The sequence below is a fragment of the Coleofasciculus sp. FACHB-542 genome (assembly GCF_014695825.1).
Lineage (GTDB): Bacteria > Cyanobacteriota > Cyanobacteriia > Cyanobacteriales > FACHB-T130 > FACHB-T130.
Window position 1 is genome coordinate 64,089 of sequence record NZ_JACJPB010000042.1, and the last position, 12,732, is coordinate 76,820.

General features: G+C 46.5%; 12 protein-coding genes. 4 read left to right on the forward strand and 8 right to left on the reverse strand.

Going from position 1 to position 12,732, the window contains the following annotated elements; genetic code table 11:
- Window positions 1-207: 207 nt before the first annotated feature.
- On the reverse strand, window positions 208-729 hold the full coding sequence (locus tag H6F52_RS16000) for a hypothetical protein (RefSeq protein ID WP_190536045.1): 522 nt from the start codon (window positions 727-729) through the stop codon (window positions 208-210).
- 710 nt (window positions 730-1,439) lie between these two features.
- On the opposite strand from H6F52_RS16000, the gene H6F52_RS16005 reads away from it, so the two are divergent.
- Both H6F52_RS16005 and H6F52_RS16010 read left to right on the forward strand, forming a co-directional pair.
- Window positions 1,440-2,513 (forward strand): class I SAM-dependent methyltransferase, encoded by a 1,074-nt coding sequence (locus H6F52_RS16005; RefSeq protein ID WP_190536046.1) that lies wholly within the window; start codon window positions 1,440-1,442, stop codon window positions 2,511-2,513.
- Window positions 2,514-2,829: 316 nt separating this feature from the next.
- Entirely contained in the window at window positions 2,830-4,017 is a 1,188-nt protein-coding gene (locus H6F52_RS16010) for an acyl-CoA dehydrogenase family protein (protein WP_190536047.1), read from the forward strand.
- A 146-nt stretch (window positions 4,018-4,163) separates the two neighbouring features.
- Here the strand turns inward: H6F52_RS16010 and H6F52_RS26160 are convergent, their stop codons facing one another.
- Complete coding sequence (locus H6F52_RS26160; RefSeq protein WP_277877454.1) at window positions 4,164-4,295, reverse strand: hypothetical protein; 132 nt, start codon at window positions 4,293-4,295, stop codon at window positions 4,164-4,166.
- A gap of 1 nt (window position 4,296) precedes the next feature.
- On the opposite strand from H6F52_RS26160, the gene H6F52_RS16015 reads away from it, so the two are divergent.
- A complete protein-coding gene (locus tag H6F52_RS16015; RefSeq protein WP_190536048.1) occupies window positions 4,297-5,436 on the forward strand; it encodes a GDSL-type esterase/lipase family protein in 1,140 nt (379 codons plus the stop codon).
- A gap of 218 nt (window positions 5,437-5,654) precedes the next feature.
- Here H6F52_RS16015 and H6F52_RS16020 read toward each other — a convergent pair whose 3' ends face one another.
- Both H6F52_RS16020 and H6F52_RS16025 read right to left on the reverse strand, forming a co-directional pair.
- Window positions 5,655-5,867 (reverse strand): hypothetical protein, encoded by a 213-nt coding sequence (locus H6F52_RS16020; RefSeq protein WP_190410320.1) that lies wholly within the window; start codon window positions 5,865-5,867, stop codon window positions 5,655-5,657.
- 244 nt (window positions 5,868-6,111) lie between these two features.
- Complete coding sequence (locus H6F52_RS16025; RefSeq protein ID WP_190430633.1) at window positions 6,112-7,638, reverse strand: site-2 protease family protein; 1,527 nt, start codon at window positions 7,636-7,638, stop codon at window positions 6,112-6,114.
- 259 nt (window positions 7,639-7,897) lie between these two features.
- Here H6F52_RS16025 and H6F52_RS16030 point away from each other — a divergent pair, with 259 nt between their 5' ends.
- A complete protein-coding gene (locus H6F52_RS16030; protein WP_190536049.1) occupies window positions 7,898-9,124 on the forward strand; it encodes a WG repeat-containing protein in 1,227 nt (408 codons plus the stop codon).
- A gap of 39 nt (window positions 9,125-9,163) precedes the next feature.
- On the opposite strand, the gene H6F52_RS16035 is transcribed toward H6F52_RS16030, so the two are convergent.
- From H6F52_RS16035 to H6F52_RS16050, 4 genes are all read right to left on the reverse strand, one after another.
- Window positions 9,164-10,855 carry an NAD+ synthase gene (locus H6F52_RS16035; RefSeq protein WP_190536050.1) on the reverse strand — a complete coding sequence of 564 codons (1,692 nt, stop codon included), beginning with the start codon at window positions 10,853-10,855 and terminating at the stop codon, window positions 9,164-9,166.
- 57 nt (window positions 10,856-10,912) lie between these two features.
- The gene (locus tag H6F52_RS16040) at window positions 10,913-11,209 is read right to left on the reverse strand and encodes an isochorismate lyase (protein WP_190536051.1); all 297 of its coding nucleotides are present in this window, start codon (window positions 11,207-11,209) and stop codon (window positions 10,913-10,915) included.
- A 163-nt stretch (window positions 11,210-11,372) separates the two neighbouring features.
- Window positions 11,373-12,119 (reverse strand): NUDIX domain-containing protein, encoded by a 747-nt coding sequence (locus tag H6F52_RS16045; RefSeq protein ID WP_190437823.1) that lies wholly within the window; start codon window positions 12,117-12,119, stop codon window positions 11,373-11,375.
- Window positions 12,092-12,679, reverse strand: a complete 588-nt coding sequence (locus H6F52_RS16050; protein WP_190437826.1) for a nicotinate-nucleotide adenylyltransferase — start codon at window positions 12,677-12,679, stop codon at window positions 12,092-12,094. Before H6F52_RS16050 ends, H6F52_RS16045 begins: the two co-directional genes overlap by 28 nt.
- Window positions 12,680-12,732: the final 53 nt, after the last annotated feature.

Sequence of the window (12,732 nt, forward strand, 5' to 3'; positions counted from 1 at the left end):
TAAAAAGTAATCTCTAGGCTAGAGTAGCTGAGAAAATTCCAATACCTTAATCAACCAGTTTGCTAGCCATACCATTTAGATTGTGTGGCGATACATTAAGGATCTCCCCAGCCCCTCAATAAATTGGGGGGCTAAGAAGTCTATATGTTGCAAGCAAAAAACAGAATGGTATTAGAGCATTGGAAATCGACTCGCAAATGTACCCAGTTACTCAGCAATGGAGTAACTTGCAACTCCCGTACCTGGTGGTAGTGAGCAAACAACCTCATAAGCTCCGTTAGCAGTTTGAGCTACAGGTCCCGTGAAGTTGAACACATGCTTCTTCGGAGTACCTGTAGCACCACCGCTAAGTGCGATTGTTAATTTCTGGAATTGAAAACTTAGAGAGTTCGGCTGGTTAGCCCGCAGCTCGCACTGTAGGGTTGTAGACTGAGCGTTTCTGCTGAATACATGCACAAAAGCAAGAGGCCCTGCGCTGCCATTTTCAGTCCCTGATGTAATGTCCCGAACAACAGGACAATGTAGGTTAATGGATGTGGTACCTTGAACTGAAAACTGTCCAGCTGCACGACTAAATTGCTGATTAGAAGCGGAAGTCTCAGGCTGACACATACTTCCAGCGTAGACTTTATTATCTCCAGCTAATGCTGCGGTGGGAATGGCAGCAGTGGATAATAGAGTGGCAGAAAATGCGATCGCTACTTTTACACGTTTTATGTTGGACATCATAGAAGTTGCTCCTTGGTATTTGCGTTGTTAATTAGTGAATTGCTTCACCTAAATACCAAGTTATTCAAAGCAGCGTTCGCGAAGCGTTCAATTAAATGCGATCGGAAACTTACATTTTTGTGACTCAAATCACTGGCGCTCGTGTTAAAGCGAAGATACCCGATAACAATCTTTTTGGTAACTCGCAAATTCTATATAAATTTTTCTAGGATTGTGCAGCAAGCAACAGCATAAGTCTATTTTTCCGGTCTTGTATTAACCGTCTCAAGCAGTGTATACGAGCCGCAATCAGTTATCAGGAACGACGAACGAACAACTACCTAGTAGTGTTAGCCTTCGCTACGCTGACGCTGTTTTCATACCCAAAGGGCTGTACGCGATCGCATCAATTTCACAGTGGTTATATGCATACATAGCCTAGGGTAAGGTTTTGGGGGAGCGAACGCTTCCAGAACGCTATCGGAACGCTTGCCTTGATAGCTTGTTCATATATCAAAAAACATTCATAGAGGATACCGAATAAATCCTGAAGGGACACACAGCTTGGGTTGAATTCCTGCGAATACCCTCCGTTTTTCTGATATCTATTTCTCTTCAGAATGCTACCTATCAGCTCCTCTAACTCCGCTTAAGAGTGCAACAGAAATCTAAGTTTTTGCGATCGCACTCTGAATAACACATTCAAACTTGAAAATCATGACGAGGATTTTATGACAACACTTACCCTAGACCAAACCAAAGCAGAAGCATTTGCCGAACGGATGCTTAACATTCTCAACAGTGGCGCGATCGCTCTGATAACGTCTATCGGTCACAGAACTGGGCTATTTGACAGGATGGCTGAACTACCGCCTTCTACAAGCCAACAGATTGCAGACGCAGCGGGGTTGAATGAGCGGTACGTGCGCGAATGGTTGGGAGCAATGGTTACGGGTGGCTTTGTGGAATACAATCCAGCTAAGAATACCTACGATTTGCCTCTAGAACACGCCGCATTCTTAACGCGGGCTTCCAGTCCTGACAACATTGCGGCATTTTCCCAATACATCCCTTTGTTAGGAAGTGTTGAGGAGCAAATCATCGACTGCTTTTACAAGGGTGGTGGGGTTCCCTATTCTGCTTTCAAGCGTTTTCATCAAGTGATGGCGGAAGATAGCGGTCAAACGGTCGTTGCGGCGCTGAATGACCACATTTTGCCCTTAATTCCCGGACTGATTGAGGCACTTAAGGCGGGAATTAAGGTGCTGGATGTGGGGTGTGGTAGCGGTCGTGCTATCACCAAAATGGCGAAGGAATTTCCGAATAGTCGGTTTACAGGCTACGACTTCTCAGAAGAAGCGATCGCGATCGCGCAAACCGAAGTCCAACGCCTCAATCTTGCAAATATCCGCTTTCAAGTAAAAGATGCTGCCACCCTGGATGAAGTTGAAAACTACGATTTCATTGCTACCTTTGACGCCATTCACGACCAAGCTCAGCCCGATCTAGTGTTGCGAGGAATTGCCCAAGCACTGCGTCCGGATGGCATTTATTTGATGCAGGATATTCGTGCCTCCGGTTATGTTGATGGCAATCTCGATCATCCGGCAGGGCCGTTACTTTACACCATTTCTTGTATGCACTGTATGACTGTATCGCTTGCCGCAGGAGGCATGGGGCTTGGTGCCATGTGGGGTCAGGAGAAAGCATTGGAAATGCTGGAAGATGCCGGTTTCACTAGCGTGGAAATCAAGCAACTCGCTCATGATTTTCAAAACAATTACTACATTGTGCGGAAGAATTAAACCCGTTTTACGAATTGTCTGGATTAAATCCCTGCCATCAATTGGGGGGATACAGAAAAAATCACAAATGTAGCGGCAAGAAAGTGAATCGCTAAAAAAATATGTAACACCAACCTTCAATTCTGAAAACCATTGAAAGCTAGAAAATCCTATGTGCAAACTCTGTGCATTTGCTTGGCGTTACCAAAAACCCGGTAGCAGTGACTCGCTATTGCTAACTACGAAACAGTTCTCTTCACTGGTTGTTTTAAATCAAGCCTCGCAACCAGTTCAGAAATTATCTACTACAAAAGACAAGTAAAAAGGAGAAAAAACCATGACTACATTACTAAACCGCATCGAATTGAAAGATTATGCAGCGATCGCGTCTGCTCTCTCCCAAGAATTGGCAGCGAGTGCCGTTGAGCGCGATCGCCAAGCAGGTATCCCCCATGAAGAAGTACGACGACTCCGAGAAGCAGGACTGTTACCTCTGGTTGTACCGCGAGAATATGGCGGTATTGGCGCAACCTGGGTAGAAGCTTACAAGGTTCTTCAGGAAATTGCTAAAGCAGATGGTTCTACGGGGCAACTCTACTGCAATCAGCTAATCTTATCAGTGGTGGGTCAGGTGAGCGGCACCCCCGCTCAAGCAGAACGCTACTATCGAGCTACTGCCCAACATCACTTGTTTTGGGGAAATGCATTTAACACGCGGGACACTCGCCTCAAAATTGAGCCAGAAGGCGATCGCTTCCGGGTAAATGGAACTAAGAGCTTTGGCACCGGAGTGGCAGCAGCGGATATTCGTGTATTCGCCGCCGTGCAAGACGGGGTCGATCATCCGATTGCCTTTATCCTTCCCAAGGATCGAGAAGGCATTGTCTACAACAACGACTGGGACAATATGGGACAACGCTGCACCGCTAGCGGTAGTTTCACCTTCCACAACGTCCTCGTGAACCCGGATGAAATTCTCGGCCCACCTCCATCTCCAGAGGGTGCCTTTTCTACCCTCCTGTTCGTTGTGAATCAGTTGGCGAAAACCCATGTCTATCTAGGAATTGCGGAGGGAGCCTTGGAAGCTGCAAAGGATTACACGACGACGATGACTCGACCCTGGATGACCTCAGGCGTCGATCGGGCATCGAAAGATCCCTACATTTTGCAGCACTATGGTGAGCTATGGACTGAGCTAAAGGCAGCGATCGCGCTCTGCCGTCAGGCAGCGCAGCAGGTACAGACGGCATGGGAAAAGGGACAGGCGCTCACTCAGGAGGAACGAGGTGAAGTTGCGATCGCTGTTTATACTGCTAAAGCTTTTACCACTAAAGTTGGCTTGGATATCACCACCCGCATCTTTGAAGTCATGGGCGCTCGTTCGACTGCTGCGAAATACGGCTTTGACCGCTACTGGCGCGATTTGCGGACGTTTACCCTGCATGACCCAGTGGACTACAAGCTACGGGATATTGGCAATTGGGTTCTCAATCAGGAACTGCCAATGATATCGCAGTATTCCTAACCGGAATGCGATCGCATTCCCCAGTCTGGCTTGCTTGCAAGTAGATGGTCAAAAGTCGATTCCTAGGGCGCATAAATCGACTTTTGACTTATTTTTTTGGCTTATTTTTGAATGCGCTTGACAAATGACTCGTGTATGACGTCACTTTAGAGGAGTTTAAAAGCGATCGCTCCTGCGTCTTGCCAACAGAAAGCGATCGCTTCTCCTAAAAATTCCTGACTCCAACCAATAATCCCTGTCAAAGGGAAAGGAAGGCACAAGTGAAGGAGTAGAGACACAATGGGCGATCCTTATCTGTTGGCGGTAAGTTTGTTAAGCGGCGGGCAAATAGCCGCCCCGCCCCCGCCCGTGCTACCTCCACAGCCTGACAACCTGTTAGCGTTATGGCATTCCAGTGAGTCGAGTACCTTTGAGCCACTGGTGGCTCAGAAAATCGTCCCGACCATTGAAATCACCTCTCCGGAATTTAGCCAGCAGTTGATTTCGCAGACTAATCCTTTCCAGGGGACTGACACACTAACTATTACTACAGCTTTAGCACCGACAGCAGCTCAAGCCGCGATAGAACTGAAACCCTCCGTACAAGCGAAGCTGAAACCGGATACAGCAACGACAAAACCGGCATCTGGCAGTCAACTTTTTTACCAAAGATTAGCTGCTCTGAAAGCAGGCAAGATTTATACTCGTCTACCTGTTGATAGCTTTCAGTCATACTGGGCGAACCAAGCAGGTACTAAAGCACTGGCTTTACAAAAACCTAGCTATGAACAGTGGAAACGCCTACTGGCAAAGGAAGCGAGAGCAGTTTCTCAAGGTCAAGGTTCCAACCGTCTTTCCGTATTAGTGGGAGATTCTCTCTCATTGTGGTTTCCCCAAGAACGTCTTCCTGGGGGGAGTTTGTGGCTGAATCAGGGAATTTCTGGGGATAATTCCCGTGGCATCTTGAAAAGATTGTCTGCTTTTTCCCAAACTCGTCCCGATGTTATTTACGTTTTAGCTGGCATCAACGATTTGCGCCAAGGTGCAACGGATGAAACAATTCTCGATAATCTTCGCCAAATTGTTCGCCGCTTACGACAAGAGCATCCTCGCAGCTCAGTCATCGTGCAATCCATTCTTCCCACCCGGATCAACACCATTCCTAACCGCCGAATTCGTAACCTTAACCAACAACTTGCTATCCTTGCTCAACAGCAGGGTGCAGGCTATCTAGATATTCACTCTCGCTTTAGCGATGTCGAAGGAAATTTGCGTCTGGACTTAACGACGGATGGGCTGCATTTGAGCGGTCGAGGATATGAAGTTTGGCAATCAGCACTCCAACAGGCAGAATCGGTAATTGCACTCAATCGGAATAATGTGCGTGCTGACAACTCAGTAAAGCGATCGCGTCTCTCTGATCTATCTGGATTAAATTAACTGGTAAAAAATTTACGTTTTGTAGGGGTATGGCACAAACACGCCCCTAAAGGCATACCTATCATGCCTGCCATGCCTCTACTTAGCAATTCAATCCATAAAAAAATCAGAGCGATAAAGCTCTGATTGTCAAACTAAGTTCAGTGGAGTTTCAAAAAATTGTTAGAAATAATTGCGCGGCTATCAATTTATCAGCCAATCAATCAAAATTAGCCGAATTAGATGCCTTGACGAGAAATCAGCTTTTCAATATCCGCCTGAGTTTGCTGTAATAGCTGCTCGCGGCTATCAACAGCCTTGGTGAGAGTGGGAACTAGGTTGCGCGCTTGTAACGCCATGTGAAGCTGTAGATGCGCCACGTACTCACTAAAATCTTCACGAAATGAAGGAGTTGAGGATTGCTGTAAAGGCACGTTTATTGTGTTCTCCATCGTTATCTCTCAGCCGTTTGTCAACCTTAACGAAGTTATCACACCGTTCCTAGTCTCTTCTAATTTTGCAATGAAGTTTAATCGTTTTTAGGGAAATTCTTTAAGAAATGTTAAATCCCCTCTAGGACTGTTTAAACTTCTTTGCATTCCTCCAGATAGGACTGAGTGGGAGACAGGGAATAGGTGAGGAGAGAATATTCCCCCATTCCCAATTCCCAATTCCCCATTCGCTCATTCCCAATGCCTATCCCCCAATGCCCAAGCGTCCCGCTAAGCCTGGAGTGAGAGGGAGGAGAGTTGCCACTGTTAAAAACAGAGCCAACAGTCCCAAAGCCGCTCGCGCATCATCGGGTTCGGAAATCTCATTCAAGCTAGGGCGTTCTAGACCCCGTTGCAAGAACAGAATTACAATCGCCCAGTACAGCAGCAAAGGATTCGTCGGATTTACTAGAGAGACAATTCCTAGCAAAACTAACGTGGCAACGGTAGCGCGTCGAGCGATTTGGCGTCCGTAGATTGCCTGGACAATTCGACCCCCATCGAGCATTCCCGCTGGCATCAAGTTGAACGCTGTTACCACCAAACCCAGCCAACCGATAATCGTCAGCGGGTGGACATCAACCAGGGTTTGCTGAAGACTAGAACCAAGGACAACCCGTGCTAGAGTGCCCACCAAAATTGACCCTTGGAAGAACTCCGATGGCACCTTAAATAGACTGCCTTCGTGGGAAAGAATTAAGCCGACGATTAGCATCAATAGAGAGACAATGCCACCAGCAGCAGGGCCAGCTAAAGCGATATCAAACAGCACCGTGCGATTGGGTAATAGCGATTCAAACCGAGTAATCGCCCCAAACGAGCCAATCTGTGCGGATGGGATGAAAAAAGGAAAACTTAGGCGAATATTGTGACGACGAGCTAGGAACCAGTGACCGAGTTCGTGAGTCACTAAAATCACCCAGATTCCGGCACTGATGGGCAGAACTTCTCCAAAGCGGCTTGGGTTGCTGAAGAAATCAAAGCCGAGGAAAATTCCCGCCGTCTCTAAGCTAGCGGCAATGGTCGCCACGACGAGGACGCCTGCCAAGATGTTCTGAGGTAAGGTTGCCGGTTTCGGATCGTTGGTGCTGGGGAGAACAATCACCACCGGCTTCTCTTCCGGATTTTCTACTAAAAATAGCCGATAGCGATCGCCCAATCTCTCGTGCAAACTCGCAGACAAGCGGGAATGAACCGCCGCAGGTTCTCCCCGCAGATTTCCCTTGAAGATGGCTCCTTCCTGATAAGGAATGCTTTCGGTGGCAAAGAAGGTATCGATGCCAAAAATTCCTTGGATGTTTTTCAAGTCTTCATCCGGAATGGGAACTACTTCTTGGGAGACGGCATTTTTCGCCTCTTTTGGCGTTGCCGCCGCTGTCTCTCCCCCATTTTCCTCAGCAGTATCTTCTATCGGGTTGGATTCTTGCACCATTTTCAAGACCCGCTCCCGCAGTATGGCATCCTGACCGGCTGCTCGCAGTTTATTTCCGATGAAGATGTACAACCCAGCGGAGGCTATCAACATAAACAAGATGCTCACCAGGTTGAGATAAATCCCCGCCGCGAACAATCCAAAAAACAACAGCCAGGGAGACATCAACACCACTGACTGCAACCAAGCTAAGATGCCGAGTTTGCCGAATGACTTGGCACGGTAGAAGCCCCAACCCAGGATGCCTAAAGCCACCAGCACAATTAAAACTGTCGCCGTAGTTTCCGATCCAGTAAACATTTTTGATGAGGAGCCGTAGCAGCTATAGCCAACCAGTCTACTGTATTTCAATTTCTGATAAGGATTCAAGGTTACTCTTGGCTCTCGGTCGGGAAATGATTTCAATCTCTGCGAGAGATTCATCCAGCCATCTCCACACCACCCTAAATACAGTGCAATATTCGAGCGAGCTGAACCCAGCTTAAATTTCTTGAATGCCAAATAAATGTCAAATAAATTTGGTTGAGATTAACGCCAATATTTACCTACTAATAACCCTATGCTATTTAAAAAGTTAGAAAATAAGAATTTTAGTCAGTTAATTAGACTGGGATTAATCGCGATCGCCTTGGGCATCGTTCCTCTTACCGCCTGTGTCAGTTCCCTAAAATCCACCCAGCAATCCTCTCAAGCTTCTTCACCGTCTTTAGCGCCCCAAAATGACAAAACAGGCGATCGCGTTATTAAGCCGCAATTTGAGGCTGCTGAAAACTTCTCAGAAGGTCTAGCAGTCGTCACGAGTAACGGAAAAAAAGGTTATATCGATAAGACTGGCAATATTGTCATTAAGCCGCAGTTTGATTTTGCTGAAAAATTTGAACAAGGGATGGCAGCCGCAAAAATCGGCAATCAGTTCGGCTATATTGATAAGACTGGAAAAATGGTCATTATCAATCCACCATTTGAGCAAGTTTTACAATTTTCAGAAGGACTTGCGCCAACCAGTATTGGCGGCAAGTGGGGCTATATCGACACGAACCGCAATCTGGTTATTAAACCGCAGTTTGCCGCTGCTCATAAGTTTTCAGAAGGGTTGGCATCCGTCAGAATTGGCAATCAAGAAGGCTATATTGACAAGACGGGCAAGATAGTTATTAAACCGCAGTATAAACAAGCTTATCCCTTTAAAGAAGGGCGGGCAGCGGTATTTGATAATAATTTAAAGATAGGCTTTATTGACACAACTGGAAATCTAGTCATCAAACCCCAATTTGATGGGACAAATGATGGTTTTTCCCAAGGGCTAGCACCCATCGCCATCGGCAGTAAAATTCCTCAGCGTTGGGGTTATATTGACAAAACTGGGAAGGTGGTTATCCAACCGCAATTTGAGTATGCTTCTCCCTTTTACCCAAACGAAGACCTAGCAGCGGTAACGATTGACAAAAAGACTGGCTATATCGATAAAACTGGGAAGTTAGTTCTCCCGCCGCAGTCTCATTATGCAGGCAGTTTCGAGGATGGAGTGGCACTCATCTCAAGGGGCGGTAAATATGGCTATATGGACAAAACCGGAAAAATTGTGATTCCGCCGCAGTTTAATGAAGTACGCGATCGCGGTGGTTTTTCCGAAGGGCTAATCGCGGTAGAAATTGGTGGGAAGTATGGATATATGGACAAGACTGGCAAAACAGTTATTCAGCCACAATTTGATGCGGCTGGTTCCTTTCAAGAGGGGCTGGCACCCGTAAGAATTGGCAGTCAGTGGGGCTATATCAGCCGCTAAAACGAGCCAACATTGCCGTTTCTAAAAATCCACTCCACGTCATGCGATCGCACTCCAACGACTCGCAATCGGCATTCGCCAGCCGGTGCCAAAAGCCCGATCGGTAATTTTCAGTCCAGGCGGTGCTTGTCGCCGCTTAAATTCGGCACGCGCCACTAATTGCATCACTTTATTGACAACGACTGGATCGTGACCAGCTTCGATAATTTGAGCAGTTGATTGATGTTCGTGAATTAATCGCTGCAAAATATCATCCAGAATGTCATAAGAGGGTAGAGAATCTTGATCGACTTGACCGGGTTTTAGTTCGGCACTTGGCGGTTTCGTGAGGATATTCGTCGGAATAATTTCACCGTTACGATTCAGCCAATTGCATAGAGAATAAACGCGAGTTTTCGGTACATCAGCAATCACCGCTAATCCCCCATTCATATCGCCATAAAGCGTACAGTAACCAACCGCCATTTCTGACTTGTTACCCGTAGAAAGGAGGAGATAGCCAAACTTGTTCGCGATCGCCATTAATAAATTGCCCCGAATCCGCGATTGAATATTCTCTTCCGCAAGCCCAAAAGACGTTCCGGCAAACAGATGTTCTAAAGTTTGGTCATAACCCTGCATCAGCTGCCCAATCGCTAGGGTTTGAGTAGCAATACCCAGCTTTTGGGCTAATTTCAGCGCATCTTCGACAGAATGGTCGGAACTGTAGGGCGAAGGCATCAGGACGCCGAATACATTTTCTGCCCCTAAAGCAGCGGATGCGATCGCTGCTACCAACGCCGAATCTACTCCACCACTCAAGCCAAGCGTAACTTTGGAAAAGCCACACTTGCGGGCATAGTCTCGCACTCCCAACACCAATGCTGCCCAAATTTCCTCGTCTTCACTTGCCGCAAGCGGTGCGACTTCCCCGTTATCCTTGGTTAGTGAAGGGGAGATCAAATCCCGCTTTTCCTCATCAAATTCCAGCAGCACCAAATCCGTCTCAAAACGAAGGGCACGACACACTACTTCCCCGGCGTGATTCAAAGCGAAACTACTTCCATCAAAAATTAAGTCATCATTTCCTCCAACCTGATTGATATAAATGCTTGGTTGGCGGTAACGGACAGTACTATGACGCAACATTGCTTCTCGCAAGTGATGCTTGCCAACACTGTAGGGAGAAGCTGACAAATTCACCACCAAATCTACACCCAATTGAGCTAAGTCAGCAATCGGATTCACTGCATAGCTACGCTTTCCCCAAAATTCCTCATCGTTCCACAAATCTTCGCAGATTGTGACGCCAATGCGGAGATTATCGAGCGTAAAAGAATTTGGCTGAAGTCCCGGTTCAAAATATCGATATTCGTCAAAAACATCGTAGCTGGGCAACAGTCGCTTGTGAAAAATTTGCTGTATTTTGCCCTGTTCTAAGCAGGCAATACTATTAAATAACGGTTTACCTCCAGCGGCGTGCGCCTCCGGATTTGGGTCTACCGTACCCACCAACACCGCTAAATTGGGTGGCAAATCCTCTGCTAGCTGCTGCAACACCGTTGCCATAGACTCGACGAAGCCGGGATTCAGCAGCAAATCTCGTGGCGGATAGCCGCACAAAGAGAGTTCCGGCGTCAGCAACAAACGGGCACCTTGCTGAGTTGCCTGTCTTGCCGCCTCTAGAATTTGTTGGGCATTGCCGGTGAGGTTGCCAATTGTGGGGTTGAGTTGAGCGATCGCAATTTTCATATTCAGTTATCACCTGCGTCGTTCTGATTATTTAAACTAATTTTTCAATCGCAGCAATTAGGATTTAGATTGCCAATGTTTTAATTCTTCATTCATAAAATAATTAATCAAATCTTGATATAGCTTTTCAATTACATCTGGATTTAAACCTTGTTCTTCAGCCCAAAGACGTCTTTGCTGCAACATCGACTGAACCCTTTCCGGGGCTTTTACACTAGTTTCGTTTGTTTTAAACTTTGCCGCCGCTTTTACATATTCAAATCGTTTACCAAAAGCTGCGATAATTTGGCGGTCAATTTCATCAATCTCCTGACGAATTTCTTCAATATTTGAACAATCTTTGGTTTGTTTCATAATTGGCTTTCCTTATCTGATTTTTTATGATTAACGCAAAGGTTCGCAAAGGGTAACGCAGAGTAACGCAAAGGAAGATAAAATTAAATTGTTTTTTTAACTTAGCGAACTTTTGCGCGAACCTTTGCGTTAGCGAAGCGGCGCGACAGCGCTACCTTTGCGTTTAAATAAATACCAACGGTTTATCCTTAAACGGAGCAAACGCTTCAGCATCAAATCGATACAAACTCGCCGGACGCCCCGCCCCTCGCGAGACTTTGACTTTGGTATCGTAAAGAAAACCCAGCTTCAAGAGTCGGGCGCGAAAATTAGAATAATCCGAGAAATTTTCACCTAAAACGGTCGTGTAAAGCTGATATAAGTCACTCAAAGTAAATAACTCCGGCAACACTTCAAAGGCGACTGGGCTATATTCCAATTTATTTCGCAGACGCCGATGACCATACTCTAAGATTTTATGATGGTCAAAGGCTAATTGTGGCACTTGCTCTAAAGGATACCAGGCAATTCCACTCACTCCATCGGCAATTAATTCAGCTTCTTCAAATCGCACTAAAGCAAAATAACTGACCGACAGATAACGAACTGCGTAGCTTTCTTCGCATTCCCTCGGATCTCGTCCAGGCCCGCCAAAGGTGTATAACTGCTCTAAATACAGATTTTTCACGCGAATCTTTTCAGCCAAAATCCGATAGGCGGCATCTTCTAAAGATTCCCCTTGCCGCACTAAAGTACCGGGCAAACTCCACCGATCGGAAAAAGGTTCGTCCTGCCGCATTACTAACAAAACTAATAGTCGGTTTTGCGCCGTATCGACTGAGAAAATCACGTTATCGACTCCGACTTTAAAATCCGCTAATGCCGGTTTTTTTACCGAATCTCCTATCTTTTTCGAGCTGCGTCCTCGCATTCGTATAAACGTTCTCTGTGAATATAATCCTCAACGGTCGTCGTCAAGGCTTGTCTGTTGCCATTCTCACGATAAGCTGTGGAAGAAACCGCCGGTGGTTTGATGTCAGCGATCGCAATCTGCGCCCCTAGTTGCCTCAGCGCTTCCAAATCAGAGTCATCTATCGCATATCCTGGTCTAGGCACCACAAGTAGATGCACTTGCTGCAATAAATCTTCAACTCTATACCAACGCGGCATCTGGTTTACTAAATCCGAACCAATGACGACGGTAAAATCTGCCGACATCCCCCAGCATTGCCTAGCCTTCTGCACCGTCTCCAGAGTTCTAGGGCTACTGAATTCCGGATACAGCCCAATATTGTGGCAACTCGGATGAATTTCCTCAATCAGCAACCGTAGCATTGTTGAGCGATGTTCTAGCGGCGTTTGATGCGATTTAAACGGATTATTTGAAGCCCAAACCGCCACCCAATCATAGTGTTGCGACAGCCATTTCAAAATCGCTTGATGCCCAGAAGTTGGCGGGTCAGCACTCGTACCAAACAAAGCAATTCTCATTATCTTCCTAATTCCTCTTCTTGCTCTTTCTTCGTGTCCTTTGCGTCTAAGCG